The sequence below is a fragment of the Spirosoma oryzae genome, assembly GCF_003002825.1.
GTDB lineage: Bacteria > Bacteroidota > Bacteroidia > Cytophagales > Spirosomataceae > Spirosoma > Spirosoma oryzae.
In genome coordinates, this window is sequence record NZ_PVTE01000038.1 from 24,544 (window position 1) to 40,619 (window position 16,076).

Below are 16,076 nucleotides of genomic sequence, written 5' to 3' on the forward strand. Positions count from 1 at the left end.
TGTCATCCCTCGCAGGCTCAGGATGACGGTGATAACTTAAAAATCAGCATCCATGACGAAGCCTTTGGGCTCTTCCTTGACGGCTGCGGGTACCGGGTTTTCAGCATCCTGCGGATTTTCCGACGCGGCTTTCATCGCCCGGAACTTGGCCATCACTTCGCCACGCTGGTATTCACCAACGCGCTTTTCGAAGAAGTTGGTCTTGCCCTGTAGCGAGATCATATCCATGAAGTCGAAGGGGTTCGAGACATTGTAGATTTTCTTCAGACCCAGCGTTACCAGCAGGTGATCGGCCACGAAAGCGATGTACTGCTTCATCAGTTCTGCATTCATCCCGATCAGCGACACGGGCAGTGCATCCGACACAAATTCCTGTTCGATTTCAACCGCGTTACGGATGATGTCGTACACCTGCGAATCCGGCATCTTGTTCTGGATGTGATCGGTGTACAGCATGCAGGCAAAGTCGCGGTGGAGACCCTCGTCGCGCGAGATCAGTTCGTTCGAGAACGTCAGGCCTGGCATCAGCCCACGCTTTTTGAGCCAGAAAATCGAGCAGAACGAGCCCGAAAAGAAAATACCTTCAACGGCCGCAAACGCGATCAGGCGTTCGGCAAACGTACCGTTTTCGATCCAGCGCAGCGCCCATTCGGCTTTCTTCTGCACGCAGGGAATGGTATCGACCGCGTTCAGCAGCCGGTCTTTCTCAACAGAGTCTTTGATATATGTATCGATGAGCAGCGAGTAGGTTTCCGAGTGGATATTCTCCATCATCACCTGAAAGCCGTAGAAGCACTTCGCTTCGGCATACTGCACTTCCGACAGAAAATTAACGGCCAGATTCTCGTTGACGATCCCGTCCGACGCGGCAAAGAAGGCCAGTATATGCGAGATAAAGTGCCGCTCGCCATCGTTCAGGTTATTCCAGTCTTTAAGATCCTGACCAAGGTCGATTTCTTCCGCCGTCCAGAACGACGCTTCGTGTGTCTTATAGAACTCCCAGATATCCCAGTGTTTGATCGGGAAGAGCACGAAACGGCTCGGATCTTCCTGCAAAATTGGTTCGATAGTCTCCTGTGGTTGCATAATACGGTTTATGATCTATAATATGTAGGGAATTGATCGGCGTTGGCCGACCAAGCGGATAAGCGTTTAGACAAATTTAACCGTTCCGATTGCTTGCACAAGGTCAATGACCAAATCCTGTTTTCACATAGCCTACTTAATCGTATCGTTATCAACCGATTGGGATTATTGACGCTAACGAACTTCTTTAAAAAGTTCTAAAAAACTTTTGGCTTACTGAAAATCAACACATTACAGGGTATTATCCTGACAGGACACAAAAAAAGGCCGCTTCCGTAGAAACGACCTATACTCTATCTATGGGCTACAGGACTTTTACCAGTCCCGGATGGGAAACGGAGTACTAGAGGCTGTTTTTAATGTCGATCCGCCGATGTAGCTGCTCTTCATCTTTAAACGGTAGCGTCACTGTTACCCGGCCGTGCTCATATATAGCGTCGATCAGGTCACTGTCGACGAAGGTGGGTATGTCGAGCACGCGCATGAACATGGGCACCGCCAACCGCTGCACTGCTTCTTCTTCGTCGTCGGCGTCAGAATCGTTCAGCGTCGTCAACAGCGTATACAGGACGAGCTTGTTACCTTCAACCAATACGTTGAACGCTTCCGGTCCAACACCAGGGGCTTTCAGGCGAACGATCAGTTTATCATCCTCTTTATCGACCTTGAATGTAGCCCGACTCGATCCACCGTGTAGTGTGTTGAGCAGGTCTAGTTGGCCGCCTGTCCCCTGAAATACGTTTTCAATTGCTTTCATAGGATTTGTTGTTTACCGTTCAAGTAATAGCTTATGTACAAACGTCGTGCCCACGCCGGAAGTGGCTATTTTTTCCGCCATTCTGACCGAAAGGAGCCGCTTATTTTTCGCTAAATCTGCCTTATTGACCGAATGAGGGCTATTTTTTAGTCGAACGGTAGGAATGAACCGACAAAATAGCTGGGGAAATAAAGCCCGTATACGTCGGGGATTCTGTTGCCGGGATTCCCCACCCCACAATCGCGTGCTGTGCCCAACACGAATGGCTGTAATGGTGGGATTTAGGCCGTACCTTTGCAACCGTATGCATATCAAAATTGCCACCCGATCCAGCCGCCTGGCCCTCTGGCAGGCTGAACATATACAAGCCCGATTGCAAGCCGACGATGTCACGTCTGAACTGGTCCTGATCGAAACGAAAGGCGACCTGGTTCTCGACCGGTCGCTATCGAAAATCGGCTCGAAAGGCGTCTTCACGCAGGAGCTGGAAGATCAACTCTACGACGGCCGCGTCGACATTGCCGTGCACAGCGCTAAAGACCTACCATCGAGCCTACCGCCCGGCCTGCGCATCATTGCCTTTACCGAACGGGAGGTCGCCAACGACGTACTCGTCAGCCGCAATAAAGAACTATCGCTCACCAGCGGACAACCGTTCGTCATCGGCACTTCGTCAACCCGACGCATTGCCTTGCTGAAACATTACTGCCCACATCTTACCACCATCGACATGCGGGGCAATCTGCAAACCCGCATCCGCAAACTCGATGAAGGGCAGTGCGATGCGTTGCTACTGGCCTACGCGGGTGTTCACCGAATGGGCTACGATGAGCTAATCGTTGAACGTCTGCCGCTGTCGGAATTCACGCCCGCCGTTGGACAAGGCAGTATCGCCATCGAAGCCGCCGATTCACTCGACAAAGAGAAGTACGACGTCATCCGTCGGCTGGTCAATCACGAACGGACCGAAGCGTGCCTGCTGGCCGAACGCTCGTTTCTGAACCGGTTGGAAGGCGGTTGCAGCATTCCGTCTTTTGCCCTGGCTCACTGGAGTGCCGGGCAGGGAAGCCCCGGACAGCTTAGCCTGACGGGTGGCCTGGTTAGTCTCGACGGTACCGACATGCTGCGCGACACCTTCGATGGCCCGTATTCGGAAGCAACGGCGTTGGGTCATGCGCTGGCCGAAAGTATTCTGACGCGTGGGGGCGATACCATTCTGACCAGCATTCGCGAACAGCTATGACCGTTACCATTGCCCGAACCGACGCGCAGATTCGTCGGTGTCTGCCTGCCGTGCTTGCCCTGCGTCCGCAGTTCTCACCCGAACAGGCTCTGGAACAGATTCGCTTCCAGCAAACCGAAGACCGTTACATACTGGCGTTCATTGATCTGGGCGACGACATTGACGCACCGGCAGCAGTTGGGTACCGCATCCTGCACCTGCTGCACAGCGGCAAAACGCTCTACATCGACGACCTGTCAACCCTACCCGACGCACGCGGGAAAGGTTACGCCAGTATATTGCTCGACTTTATCATCGAACAGGCCCGGCAGGCGGGTTGTCAGACCGTTTCGCTGGATTCGGGACAAAACCCCGCCCGCTATGCTGCGCACCGGCTGTACCTGAACAAGGGATTCAACATTACCAGCCATCATTTCCATCTGTCTTTGCAATAGCGTTGCAATTTGGTAGGTTGCAGTGCATTTTTCTGATACAACCGCATTCATGAACCGGCTTTGTGCCACCAAGGGCTATGAATCTCTTTCGAATTAGCTGGCGTAACCTCACCGACCGGCCGCTGAGCAGTTTTCTGAGCGGCCTGCTCATGACCTTTGGCATCACGATTATTTCGCTGCTGCTGTTGTTGAACAAGCAGCTCGACGATCAGTTTCGGCGTAACATCAAGGGCATCGACATGGTGCTGGGGGCGAAAGGCAGCCCGCTGCAACTGATTCTGTCCAGTATCTACCAGATCGATTCGCCCACGGGCAATATTCCGCTCGAAGAAGCCGAAAAGCTGACCCGTAATCCGATGATCAAAACGGCGATTCCGCTGTCGATGGGCGACAACTACCGCTCGTTTCGCATCGTCGGTACGAACAAGAAATACCTCGATCATTTCGGCGCTACCGTCGCGCAGGGTCGGTTGTTTCAACAGGATCTCGACGTGGTCATTGGTCCGCGTGTGGCACAGGTGGCCGGGCTGAAACTGGGCGATACGTTCTCCGGCTCGCACGGGCTTGACGCGGAAGGCGAAGTGCATGCCGATACCAAATACAAAGTCGTCGGTATTCTCAATCAGACCAACACGGTTACCGATCAGCTGATACTGACGCCCGTTTCGAGCGTCTGGGCCATTCACGAGCATCACGACGACGAGCACCACGATGGTGACGCGCACGAAGCCGAGGAAGAACACGACGAAGCGCCACGCGAGATTACCAGCATGCTGATCAAGTTCCGCAATCCGCTGGGGATGATGCTGGCGCGTGGGATCAACAGCAACTCGAAACTACAGGCGGCCCTGCCCAACATCGAGATCAACCGCCTGTTCTCGCTGCTCGGCGTGGGCGTCGAAACGCTGCGCGGCCTGGCGATCGTGATCATGCTGATTTCCGGTATCAGTGTATTTGTGTCGCTCTACAATTCGTTGAAAGAACGACGCTACGAGATGGCGCTGATGCTGTCGATGGGGGCCACGCGCATGCAGTTGTTCGGCATGTTGCTGCTCGAAGGGCTTGTCTTGGCGTTGCTGGGTTTCGTGCTCGGCATCGTACTAAGCCGCGTCGGGCTATGGCTGTTTTCGAGCAGCGTGTCGTCGGAATACCACTACAACCTGGCCGCGTTTGGTATTCTGCCCGAAGAATGGCTCCTGCTGGGCGTCGCCATTCTGATCGGCCTGCTGGCCGCTGCGTTGCCCGCCCTCGGTGTCTACCGAATGAATATTTCCCGTACTCTAGCTGAAGATTAATGCCCCTGTTACGCGCAACGTTCGCTTTTCTTTTTCTCTTTGTTTCGTATCAAAGCCGCGCGCAACTGGCGGCTGGTTATGGTGCCCGCTATGCCCAACCGGGCGTCGACGTGCTGAACTACGACTTCTCGCTAACACTCAGCGATTCGACCAATCGGATTGTCGGCGAAACCAAAATACGGTTTACCCGCGCCGACGATCGGCAGACAGTCTGGTTCGATCTCATCAGTCAGAAGGCTGATTCGACCCGCCCCGATGCAACCGGTATGCGCGTGCGACGTGTGACGCTGGCCAACGGCAAAGCGGCTCCCTTCAGTCAGCGGAACGACCGCGTATTTATCAACCTACCGGCGGCTCCCAATCAGCCGACTGAACTGACGATCGCCTACGCGGGTGTACCGGAACGGGGTCTTGTCATCAGCCACAACAAATTCGGCGATCGTACCTTTTTCGGTGACAACTGGCCCAACAACGCCCGGCATTATCTCCCCGTTGTCGACTACCTCGCCGACAAGGCGACCTGTTCGTTTACGGTCGATGCGCCGGCCGTATACCGCGTCATTGCCAATGGAAAATTCATCAGCGAAACGCCGATCCCCGGCAAGACAGCCCGCAAGCTGACGCGCTGGCAGGAAAGCACACCCATTCCGACAAAAGTGATGGTCATTGGCGCGGCCCGCTTCGCGGTGCAGGATGTCGGCTCAGTCAACGGGGTGCCTGTGGAAAGCTGGCTGTACCCGCAGGACAGTCAGAAAGGGTTTATCGACTACCGCCCAGCCAAAGCGATTCTGGAGTACTTTCAGAATCAGATTGGCCCGTATTCGTACGAAAAACTGGCGAACGTACAGTCGAAAACGGTGTTCGGCGGCATGGAAAACGCGAGTTGCATTTTCTACAACGAGAAGGTCATCGTGGGCCGACCGGACTCTGACGTGGAAGCCCTGTTGGCCCACGAAATTGCGCATCAGTGGTTTGGCAACTCAGCCACCGAAGCCGACTGGTCGCAGCTGTGGTTGAGCGAAGGTTTTGCCACGTATTTCTCGGCGCTGTACCTCGAACATGCCTACGGCAAAGACACGCTCAACGCAGTATTAAATCAGAACAAAGGCCAGATTTTTCGCTTCACAGCCGCCAAGCCCAAAGGCACGATCATCGACTCGACGGCAACGAACCTGAACGACCTGCTGAACCCTAACTCCTACCAGAAAGGTGGCTGGGTGCTGCACATGCTCCGCTGCGAACTCGGCGACGAGTTGTTCTGGAAAGGCATCCGCGCCTACTATGCCGCCTACCGCAACCGCAACGCCCGCACCAGTGATCTCGTCGCGGTTATGGAACAAACGTCCGGCCGGAAACTAGGCACCTTTTTTCAGCAGTGGCTCACGCAGCCGGGCTACCCGGAAGTTGTCTGGGGGTCGAACTACGATGCGAGTAAGCAGACGGTTGTGATCGACGTCCGACAGGCGCAACGTACGGGTTTTTTTACCATTCCGCTTGTGTTCAGCTTCCGCGATGCATCGGGCCGGGAAATCGCCCGCTCCCCCCGTCTGACGATGACTAAGCAGACACAAACCTTTACCATCCCTGCCGTCACCCGCCCCGCCACCGTCGTCATCGACCCCGACAATACCGTGCTGATGCGGGCTGTCGAGATGGGCAAGTAATTTGTACTAACTTACCAGTACGCATCAACCGCTACGACCATGCTCAAGCGCGTTTCCATCCAGAATTTCAAGAGCCTGAAAGACGTCACGCTCAATCTTCAAAAAGTTAACCTTTTGATCGGCCCGAACAATTCGGGAAAGACTAATTTTTTGAAGGCGCTGGAGTACTTCAACTTATCTGTTTTGCAAGATGATATCGCTAGTGAGCGTCTAGCAAGAAAAGTTAGACATACAAATTCATCTGACTCTATGTCAATAGGACTCACGTTTCAACGCAACGACGAAGAGCTAGAATTTAACAGAAAATTTGTCTTTACCAACGGCATCAATTTAGAATCTTCACAACGTATTCTCAGAGAAGGTGTTGTAATAGAAACGAATGAGCAGGGATATCCAGATGTAGCTTTTCTACGGTCTCAATTGGCTTATCTGAGAGTTTACAAACCAGACCCAAACAAACTAACGCAATCAGGTCTGGTCGCGAACAAGGCAGAAGTAGTCAATGCAGATGCCTCTAACTTGGTTGGATTCTTAGATCTAATGATTGGCAAGTACAGACGAACTGCTTTTGATCGTATAGAGAAAGATTTGAATAAATGCGTACCTGAATTTGATGAGATAAGTTTGGACGACGCTCCAGCAACAGATGAACTAAAAAAAACATACGGTGATAAATCATTTAAGCGTATAGGCTTAACAAATAACAAGCAAGGTGTCACTTATTGGGCTGATGAGCTGTCCGAGGGCACCCTATACTTCCTTTCTCTGCTTTGCATCATAAACCAACCAAATCCCCCTAAACTTCTTTTATTAGAAGAGCCAGAAAAAGGAATACATCCTCGACGAATTTGGGAAGTTATGAAGTTCATCTTTCAGCTAGCTGAAGAGAAAGATGTACAAATAATTATAACTACTCACAATGAGCATGTAGTGAACGCTTTCTCATCAATACCCGAATCCGTATTTGTTTTTGACAAAGACGAAGAAACGGGAGCTACTTCAGTAAGAAATCTTCAAAAAGATATTATTGAACCCACTGACCGTATAAACGAAGAACTTGGCCTAGACAAAATTGACCTGACGTCTAATTTAGGAGAATACTGGATGTACGGCTTAATAGGTGGCGTCCCGTCTAATGTACAATGAGACAAACGCGAATAGACTATACACTGGTTGCTGAAGGTCACGCTGAATACGCCTTTATTCCGGCTTATCTACAGCTGATAGCGGCAAGATTCAATGTACAGGTTGTACTCAGTAAGTTAGGCTTTAAAGGCCAGAAAGCAGGAAAAGCTAAAGTACTTAAAGAAGCAAGTGCAATCTTTTCCACTGCCATTGGTCAGGGGCATCAACTACTTATTGTTGGCGTTGATTTGGACAAACCCGACTACGAGCAAGAGCAACCTGGACACACAGCTGAGTGTAGATTACTACTGGATGCACTTGGTAAGACGCACAAAAAATTTGGAGATCGAATCGTGCATTTCGTAACTGTTCAAGCCATCGAACAATGGTTAGCGTACCAAAGCTATCAGACAAATATTGGCAAGAAGTATCCGCCTAACAGTCTGGAGAGCAAAACACAGGATGAACTCAAAAAGCAGTTGTACGGCGAAAAAACGAACGAAGTTGTTACGGAACGCGTCGCAACCAAGATAGCTTCGTCTGCTGACTTCGACGAACTCGCCCGGCAATCGCGCAGTTTCAAACACTTCCACAATCAGGTCGTTCAGTTTTTGCAGGCGTACAGCAAAACTGACTGACCATGAACGTTCATAACTCTATTGTCGACGCCATCGGAAACACTCCGCTGGTGAAACTGAACCGTGTCACCAAGGGTATCCGGGGAACGGTGCTGGCGAAAGTCGAGTATTTCAATCCCGGTAACTCGGTGAAAGACCGCATCGCAATCCGAATGATCGAGGACGCCGAGAAGCGGGGCGACCTGAAACCCGGCGGCACCATCATCGAAGGCACGAGCGGCAACACCGGCTTCGGACTGGCGCTAACCGCCATTGCGAAAGGCTATAAATGCATTTTCACCATGGCCGACAAGCAATCGAAGGAGAAGATCGACATTTTGCGGGCGGTCGGTGCCGAAGTGGTTGTTTGCCCGACGAACGTAGCGCCCGACGATCCGCGGTCGTACTATTCGGTCGCCCGTAAGCTGAACCGCGACATACCGAACTCAATCTACCCCAATCAATACGACAATCTGTCGAACCGGGAAGCTCATTACGATACGACCGGCCCCGAAATCTGGCGCGACACCGACGGACGGATCACACATTTTGCTGCTAGTGTCGGGACGGGCGGGACAATCAGCGGCACGTCGAAATTCCTGAAAGAGCAGAATCCGAACCTTTTCACGCTGGGATTAGACACGTACGGCTCGGTGTTCAAGAAATACAAAGAGACCGGCCTATTCGACCCCGGCGAAATTTACCCGTACCTGACCGAAGGCATCGGCGAGGATATTCTGCCACAGAATGTCGATTTCAGTGTCATCGATCAGTTTATCAAAGTTACCGACAAGGATGCGGCTATCATGGCCCGGCGGCTGTCGCGGGAAGAAGGTTTGTTTGTCGGCTGGTCGTGCGGAACGGCTGTACACGGCGCACTCGAATGGGCCAAGGATAATCTGACCGACGACGACGTGCTGGTAATTCTGCTGCCTGACCACGGCACGCGATACCTCGCCAAAATTTACAACGACACCTGGATGAAGGACCACGGTTTTCTGGAGGACCGTTCGTTCAAAACCGCCCGCGACATCATCCGGCACAAAAGCGCAGGAGCTGGCGACTCGCTGACAACCATCCGTACCGACGTGTCGATCAGTCAGGCAATTCAGGTGCTGAACCGCAACGGTATTTCGCAAATCCCGGTGACGGACGAGACCGATCAGATTGTCGGTAGCCTAACCGATTCGACAGTTCTGAACCGGCTTATCGACGACCCAGCCGTCAAAGATCATCCGGTGAGTGAGGTAATGGACAAGCCGTTTAAATTCGTCGGTCTCGACAATACCATCGACGCCCTGTCGTCGCTCATCGACCGCGACAACAAGGCGCTGCTTGTCCGTGACGAGCGCGAACAGGTACAAATCATCACACAGGCTGACTTGCTGGCGGCTATGACAAATTAGGGGGTCATAGACAGGATTACAGGATTGACAAGATTTTAATCATACAGTTCAGTTCTTATCATTCCGAGCACGCGAGAGTGGAATTACTGACTTACAACCTCCCAAATCCTGTTAATCCTGTAATCCTGTCAAAAAAATCATCGGCGGTTATCGCCCCCTTCCATCATGCTGAGGTAACTGGCGTACCGGCTTTCGGCGATCTCACCCTCGCCTACTGCGTCTTTGACCGCGCAACCGGGTTCGTTGATGTGCAGACAGTTATGAAACCGGCACTGATTGAGCCGCTCCCGCATTTCAGGAAAATAGTGGCTGATTTCTTCCTTTTTCGTATCGACCAGCCCTAACTCTTTAATACCCGGCGTATCGATAATGAACGTCTCCGGTGCCAGCTCAAACATTTCCGCAAACGTCGTCGTGTGAACCCCTTTATTGGCGAATGTCGATACTTCGTTGGTGCGCAGGTTCAGATTCGGCGAGATTGCATTGACGAGCGACGACTTACCAACCCCTGAATGGCCCGAAAGCAACGTCACCTTGTGGTCGAGCAGTTGCCGGAACGCGTCGACGCCTTCGCCTTCGATGGCTGAGGTTGCCAGACAGGTATAACCAATCTGCTCGTACATGTCCATGATCTCCTGCTGGTAGGCCAGCCCGTCTTCATTGAGAATGTCGGACTTATTGAACACGACGGCCGTCGGAATACGGAACGACTCCGCCGATACCAGAAAGCGGTCGATGAATCCGAGTGAGGTACGGGGCAGGGTCAGCGTCGCCAGCAGAACGGCCTGATCGAGGTTGGCCGCCAGCATATGGCCGTGGGCCGTTTTATGTACCGACTGCCGAATGATGTAGTTGTCGCGGGGCAGAATATCAGTGATCACCACCGTATTTTCGATCTCGTCTTCGACGGTAAACGTCACCCGATCGCCTACCGCAATCGGGTTAGTTACTTTAAGGCCCTTGATTTTGAATTTGCCCTTCAGCCGCCCCTGATAGACGTGCCCATCGGCGTTACGAACGTCGTACCAGGAACCTGTTGAGCGGAGTATTAAGCCGGTGTTTGACAATGATTGAATGCCTGAATTATTGAGTGATTGAATGCCTACTGCTCAGCGTCATGCCTGTCTGATAGTATCTTCGTTGCTACGTCCATAACCCGTGCGGTTGCGCCGATGTTCCGTTGTACGTATAAGCGGGTGATTTGGGCAGCTTTTGACCGGTCGGCATACTGGCGGGCGAAGGCAAGTTGTAGTTCGTCGACCGTGCGAACCGGAAATGCCCCCCCTTCTGCAACCAGGTCCACAGCCTCCTGAAACTTGTCGTAGATCGGACCAAAGAAGATAGGCATGCCAAAGGTTGCGGCTTCCAGAATATTATGTAGCCCCTCCCGGAAGGCCCCGCCAATAAAAGCAAACTCCCCATACTGATACAGCGACGATAGCATCCCGACGTTATCGATAAACAACACCCGCTTATCGGCTAGTACACTGAGATCAGTCGGATCAACATCAGAGTAGCGGACCGATGAATGGATCAGGCGTTTCTGCCAGTCGGCGATGGTATCAGCGTCGATTTCGTGGGGTGCTACGATGACTTTCAGCGGCTGCGCGAACTGGTTCAGAAAGGGAACCAGCACGTCCATGTCCAGCGGCCATGCACTGCCGACAACCAAGAGCGGTTGCCCATTTTTGAAGGCTTCGGCAACCGGAATCGTGCGTACCGTCGCGACCGTTTGCGCGACCCGGTCGAAGCGTGTGTCACCCGCCAGCGTTACGTTCGTAATATCTACGCTTTTCAGCAAATCGACCGATTCCTGATTTTGCACCAACAGGTGGTTAAACTGCCGCAACAACTGCCGATAGAAGCCGCCGTACGGTTTAAAGAACAGTTGATTCGGCCGAAATATGGCCGAGAACGACAGTACGGGTATGTTTGCCCGATGCAGTTCGTGCAGATAGTTGGCCCAGAATTCGTACTTGATGAAAAATACCAGACGGGGCTTTACCAGTTGAACGAAACGACGTGCATTGTCGGGCGTGTCGATCGGCAGATAGAAAACATAGTCGGCTCCCGCATAGTCTTTCCGAACCTCGTAGCCTGATGGCGAGAAAAACGTCAGCAGAATACGATAGTGCGGGTAAGCATCGCGAAACGCTTCCATCACGGGCCGTCCCTGTTCGAATTCGCCCAGCGATGCCGCGTGAAACCAGACAATCGGACGTGTATCGACAGCGTGGTTCAGCGTATGCGCAATCGTATCGAGCAGCCCCTGCTGACCAGTCAGCCACCGACGGGCTTTGGCGTGAAACGGAGCCACCAGACGCAGGACAGCAGGATAACTTCGGATACTAATTGAATACAGTTGTGCAACCAGGCCCATGCGTTGGTAGTTAGTAGATGACAAAACTACACACACCCCACAAATCACACACGCACTATGCCAGCATACGATACACTCAGCGAAGCAGTCAGCGCACTTCAACAGCGCGGATACACCAAAGATTTCAACCTGAAATCTGACTGTCTGCACTGCGCGGCCGACGATATTGAACTTCGTCCGGCAGACTTCGATATTGTCGACGTTTATCGGTTTGAAGGGCCGACCGATCCGGGCGACGAAGCCGTTTTGTACGCAATCGAAGGGAAAGATGGCAGTAAAGGAATGCTGGTCGACGCCTACGGAACCTATGCCGAAGCGATCTCACCCGAGATGGCAGAGAAGCTACGATACACCCCGGAGAACTAACGAAACTTTTCAGCCTTAGAATTGATTTTACGTCAACAGTACGTACACTGCCGCAATGAACTGGAATAAGATAACGAGTGACGCACAACTCGACGAAATAAAGGAAGAGTCGGCCAAACAGCCTGTACTTATTTTCAAGCACAGCACGACCTGCTCAATCAGTGCGATGGCGTTGAGCCGCATGGAGCGTAACTGGAGCGACCAGCTGGGGGTAAAACCCTACTACCTAGATTTGCTGGCCAACCGTCCCATCTCGAAGCAGATCGAACAGGTATTCGGCGTTGAGCACGAATCGCCACAGGTGCTGCTGATCCGCAACGGTGAATGTGTGTACGATGCCTCGCACATGGCCATCTCGTTTACAGGACTGCAACAGGCCGTCTAGATCATTAGAACGAAAAAGGGTGAACGATCAATCGTTCACCCTTTTTCGTTTTAGCCTTGCAAGGTAATGCGGGCCCGGTGACAGACGCCCCCAATGGGCGGATTGAATTTCGACACGCTGACTTCGACCGCTTCAAGGTTTGGATATTGCTGCCGAATACCCCGGATAATGCCGTAAGCCACGTGCTCAAGCAAGCGGGCGGGCTGTTGCATCACGTCTTTGGTAATCTGATACAGGTGTTCGTAGTTGACGGTAGCGCTGAGCCGGTCGCGTTGTGCAGCTTCATCAAAGTTGGCCGTCACAACAATATCGACCGAGTACTTATTGCCGATTTTCTGCTCCTCGTCGTAGTAGCCGTGGTACGAAAAAAATTCGAGCCCTTCGAGGGTGATTGTTCCCATTGGTAGTACCGCCTGCGTAAGCGGCTTAAATCTGATCGAAAAACGAACCGCCCCGCCGTGGTTGCTCCGGTTCTGCGACGGGCTTGTCAGCCACTTGGGGCTCAGGTGTTGCCGCTTCAGCAGCAATCGACTGTGGAATTCTGCCGTTCTCGACATCAGCCGCTGTATAAGGTGCCGTTTCCTCGTTGGTTTGCGCGGTTGGCACCGGTTCGTGGCTTGCCGTCGTCGGGAGGTCGGTTTCCGGGATAGCCTCCGGCACGAATGACTCCCGCTCCGTTAGTGGGGGCAGATCGACAGTGGGTGCTGTAGCCGTTTCCGTCGATGTCGATTCATTACGAACGACCGGAGCCTCGTAATCGGGCTTTTGCTGATCCTCGGCCTGCTTCTGATCGTTGATAATCTGCGTCGTTACCTCGTCGATTTTACCCAACAGGTTCTGCCGGGCAAACTTTTTCTCGAACCGGTCGACGCTGTCGAGCGCTTTACCCGCCAGATCACGAATCTGAATACCCAGGTTCTCCTTGTATTTTTCCAGCGCCTTGAAATCGTGTTCCAGCGACTTCAGGTCGTTCAGGATATTGTCTTTCAGGAACCGGGATTGGTTTTCGGCATCCTGAATCATCAGCGCCGACCGCTTCCGGGCGTCAGCCAACAGTTCATCGGCTTTCTGCCGCGATTCGCTCATGTACTGCTCAGCTGCTTTGTTGGCCTGATCGGTAATCTGATGACTGGTATCTTCGGCCGTCTTCAGCGTACGGAACAACGTCATCTCGACTTCTTTCAGCTTACCCAGCTCCTTTTCAGCCAGTTCGAGCTGCATTTTCAGCATCTTGACGTCCATGCTGACCCGCTCCCATTCCTGCGACAGCGAGACTAGAAAGGCATCGACATCTTCGGGTTTATAGCCACGCATCACCTTTTCAAAAGTGTGCTGCCGAATTTCAATTGGCGTGATTTTCATGGAGGAGCCAGGCGTTTGGGTAAAGCTTTGCGTACTGCGCGAGTGAAATAACGGCCAATCTACCACTTTAGCAAAACATAGCGAACTAAATATGCCTATGTGGTCACGTTACCTGGGCTTTCTGAACAGACCACACGGAAATCGTCCGGTCGTCGCTGCCCGAGAGCAGTGTCTGATCGTCGAGCCAGCACACTGTATTAACCGACGTACCGTGCCCGGCATGCCGCGCCCGGTCGACAACTTTCAGCAGGCGAAACGTCTCCGCATCCCACAGTTTGATCGACTTATCCATGCTACCCGTTGCCACCAGTTGCCCGTTGGGTGAATACGCAATCCGGTTGATCGTAAACAGATGGGCAACGATATCCTGATGCAGCGTATACCCTTTTTCGACATCCCACACTTTCAAATGAGCGTCGCGACTACCCGTGAGCAGGAACCGGTAATCGGGCGAATAGGTCAGCGCAAAAACGGAGTTGGTATGGGCCGGAATGGTTCGAATCAGGTCCAGCGTTGTCAGGCTAAAAATCCGCACGCTGTTGTCGCTGTAGCCCACGGCCAGTTCCCGTTCGACGGGGTTGATCGCCAGACAACGGGCCGCCTGTGTAGCCGCTTTCAAGTGACGACGTACGGCCATGTGTTCGGTATCAATCACCGCAACGACGCCGTCGGCCAGCGCGACAAATGCATCGTTTTTGTAAAAATCGATCGCGAAAATAGCCGAACTTGTCAGCTTCAGCGAGTTGAGTTCGCGCTTCTGTACCGGGTCGATCAGGTGGACGCCGTCGTAATTCTGGCCGAGCCAAAGCTGGGCGGTATCCGGCTGTAGCGTGACGGAATAGAGCGAAGCTGGTAACTTTGCCAACAGTTCGCCCTGATCGGGTTTCCCCAGCTGCCAGCGCACCACCAGCCCATCGCCCCCGGCCGAATAAAACGTGCCAGGGTCAGTACCGGGCGTCAGTGCGTAGACGCAGTCGCGATGCCCGCCGAACGTATCGATTTTTGTCACTATCACCCCGCAAAGGTCGCAAACAAAAACCAGCCGACCCAACACACAGGCCATGTCACCCAACGCGCAGCTGCTCACTATTTCACCCGACTGTCAGGCGTTGTTACTGCCCATTGTCGCCGACGAACCGGACTTGCAGGCCGGGCTCCCCCTGACGCAGCCGGAGCTTGACGAGCTGGCCCTGATCCGGCATCCGGCCCAGCGTACGGAATGGCTGGCCTGCCGGGTGGCGATCCGGCAACTGGTCGAGCAGTTAAGTGGAGTGTACAAGGGCCTGTACAAAGATGAATACGGCAAACCGCACTTACGCGGCCTTCCCTGGTCCATTTCGCTGTCGCATACGACGGGCTGGGCGGCTGCCGTGCTTCATCAATCGCGGCCGGTCGGTATCGACATTGAACCGATTCGGGAGCAGTTTCAACGGGTGGTTCCCCGTACGTTATCAGCCAGCGAGATTGCACACGCGGCCGGGCTACCCGAACGGCTGGCCGTGTACTGGTGCGCCAAAGAAAGTTTGTACAAGCTGTACGGTAAACGGCAGCTTACCTTCCGCGAACACCTGCACATCGACCCGTTTACCGACGGAGCCACCCAATTGACCGGCTATGTCCGTCTGCCCGATCATACCGAAACGTTAACGATCTGCTGTTACACCATCGGGCCGGGGCTGCTGGCTGTAGCGTATTGAGTGAACTAGCGATACACCTATCTATGACAACCCCTAAATCCCCTGAAGGGCAGGGCTGTTAAGTTCTTAAATTAACGCTGACGTTAGCCAGATTTCCTTCAGTCCATCTACCCCCCAGCCCCCTAAAGGGGGAGCGTTCCGCGAAGAAACTACTCCCCCTTTAGGGCTAATCTTGTAGGGGTTTCACGTCCTGTACTTAACTGGCTTTATGGACAGGCTTTTTTACCCCTAAATCCCCTGAAGGGGACTTTACTCGCAC

17 protein-coding genes are annotated in these 16,076 nt (G+C 53.0%); 10 read left to right on the forward strand and 7 right to left on the reverse strand.

Annotation, left to right across the window (positions count from 1 at the left end):
* Positions 1 to 36: 36 nt before the first annotated feature.
* The gene (locus CLV58_RS25745) at positions 37 to 1,086 is read right to left on the reverse strand and encodes a ribonucleotide-diphosphate reductase subunit beta (protein WP_106140717.1); all 1,050 of its coding nucleotides are present in this window, start codon (positions 1,084 to 1,086) and stop codon (positions 37 to 39) included.
* A 343-nt stretch (positions 1,087 to 1,429) separates the two neighbouring features.
* Complete coding sequence (locus CLV58_RS25750; RefSeq protein WP_106140718.1) at positions 1,430 to 1,843, reverse strand: Hsp20/alpha crystallin family protein; 414 nt, start codon at positions 1,841 to 1,843, stop codon at positions 1,430 to 1,432.
* Between the two features lie 304 nt (positions 1,844 to 2,147).
* On the opposite strand from CLV58_RS25750, the gene hemC reads away from it, so the two are divergent.
* From hemC to CLV58_RS25785, 7 genes are all read left to right on the forward strand, one after another.
* Positions 2,148 to 3,086 carry a hydroxymethylbilane synthase gene (gene hemC / locus CLV58_RS25755; RefSeq protein ID WP_106140719.1) on the forward strand — a complete coding sequence of 313 codons (939 nt, stop codon included), beginning with the start codon at positions 2,148 to 2,150 and terminating at the stop codon, positions 3,084 to 3,086.
* Positions 3,083 to 3,520, forward strand: coding sequence for a GNAT family N-acetyltransferase (locus CLV58_RS25760; protein WP_106140720.1), 438 nt, complete (start codon positions 3,083 to 3,085; stop codon positions 3,518 to 3,520). Before hemC ends, CLV58_RS25760 begins: the two co-directional genes overlap by 4 nt.
* Before the next feature lie 77 nt (positions 3,521 to 3,597).
* Positions 3,598 to 4,815 carry an ABC transporter permease gene (locus tag CLV58_RS25765; RefSeq protein WP_106140721.1) on the forward strand — a complete coding sequence of 406 codons (1,218 nt, stop codon included), beginning with the start codon at positions 3,598 to 3,600 and terminating at the stop codon, positions 4,813 to 4,815.
* Positions 4,815 to 6,479: a M1 family metallopeptidase gene (locus tag CLV58_RS25770; RefSeq protein ID WP_106140722.1), complete on the forward strand. Its 1,665-nt coding sequence runs from the start codon at positions 4,815 to 4,817 to the stop codon at positions 6,477 to 6,479. The genes CLV58_RS25765 and CLV58_RS25770 overlap by 1 nt, the downstream gene beginning before the upstream one ends.
* Positions 6,480 to 6,518: 39 nt before the next feature.
* Entirely contained in the window at positions 6,519 to 7,625 is a 1,107-nt protein-coding gene (locus CLV58_RS25775) for an AAA family ATPase (protein ID WP_106140723.1), read from the forward strand.
* Positions 7,622 to 8,242, forward strand: coding sequence for a hypothetical protein (locus tag CLV58_RS25780; RefSeq protein ID WP_106140724.1), 621 nt, complete (start codon positions 7,622 to 7,624; stop codon positions 8,240 to 8,242). The genes CLV58_RS25775 and CLV58_RS25780 overlap by 4 nt, the downstream gene beginning before the upstream one ends.
* 2 nt (positions 8,243 to 8,244) lie before the next feature.
* Positions 8,245 to 9,627: a cystathionine beta-synthase gene (locus tag CLV58_RS25785; protein ID WP_106140725.1), complete on the forward strand. Its 1,383-nt coding sequence runs from the start codon at positions 8,245 to 8,247 to the stop codon at positions 9,625 to 9,627.
* Between the two features lie 137 nt (positions 9,628 to 9,764).
* On the opposite strand, the gene rsgA is transcribed toward CLV58_RS25785, so the two are convergent.
* Positions 9,765 to 10,694, reverse strand: coding sequence for a ribosome small subunit-dependent GTPase A (rsgA, locus tag CLV58_RS25790; RefSeq protein ID WP_106140726.1), 930 nt, complete (start codon positions 10,692 to 10,694; stop codon positions 9,765 to 9,767).
* A 35-nt stretch (positions 10,695 to 10,729) separates the two neighbouring features.
* Positions 10,730 to 12,007, reverse strand: a complete 1,278-nt coding sequence (locus CLV58_RS25795; RefSeq protein ID WP_425443564.1) for a 3-deoxy-D-manno-octulosonic acid transferase — start codon at positions 12,005 to 12,007, stop codon at positions 10,730 to 10,732.
* A 57-nt stretch (positions 12,008 to 12,064) separates the two neighbouring features.
* Between CLV58_RS25795 and CLV58_RS25800 the strand changes: the two genes are divergently transcribed.
* Positions 12,065 to 12,373, forward strand: coding sequence for a phosphoribosylpyrophosphate synthetase (locus CLV58_RS25800; protein WP_106140727.1), 309 nt, complete (start codon positions 12,065 to 12,067; stop codon positions 12,371 to 12,373).
* 55 nt (positions 12,374 to 12,428) lie between these two features.
* Positions 12,429 to 12,758: a bacillithiol system redox-active protein YtxJ gene (ytxJ, locus tag CLV58_RS25805; RefSeq protein ID WP_106140728.1), complete on the forward strand. Its 330-nt coding sequence runs from the start codon at positions 12,429 to 12,431 to the stop codon at positions 12,756 to 12,758.
* A 50-nt stretch (positions 12,759 to 12,808) separates the two neighbouring features.
* Here the strand turns inward: ytxJ and folB are convergent, their stop codons facing one another.
* The 3 genes from folB to CLV58_RS25820 form a co-directional block, all read right to left on the reverse strand.
* Positions 12,809 to 13,159, reverse strand: a complete 351-nt coding sequence (gene folB, locus CLV58_RS25810) for a dihydroneopterin aldolase (RefSeq protein WP_106140729.1) — start codon at positions 13,157 to 13,159, stop codon at positions 12,809 to 12,811.
* 25 nt (positions 13,160 to 13,184) lie between these two features.
* Complete coding sequence (locus tag CLV58_RS25815) at positions 13,185 to 14,120, reverse strand: DivIVA domain-containing protein (RefSeq protein WP_106140730.1); 936 nt, start codon at positions 14,118 to 14,120, stop codon at positions 13,185 to 13,187.
* 103 nt (positions 14,121 to 14,223) lie between these two features.
* A complete protein-coding gene (locus CLV58_RS25820) occupies positions 14,224 to 15,135 on the reverse strand; it encodes a WD40 repeat domain-containing protein (protein WP_106140734.1) in 912 nt (303 codons plus the stop codon).
* A gap of 46 nt (positions 15,136 to 15,181) precedes the next feature.
* Here CLV58_RS25820 and CLV58_RS25825 point away from each other — a divergent pair, with 46 nt between their 5' ends.
* A complete protein-coding gene (locus CLV58_RS25825) occupies positions 15,182 to 15,817 on the forward strand; it encodes a 4'-phosphopantetheinyl transferase family protein (RefSeq protein ID WP_106140731.1) in 636 nt (211 codons plus the stop codon).
* Positions 15,818 to 16,076: the final 259 nt, after the last annotated feature.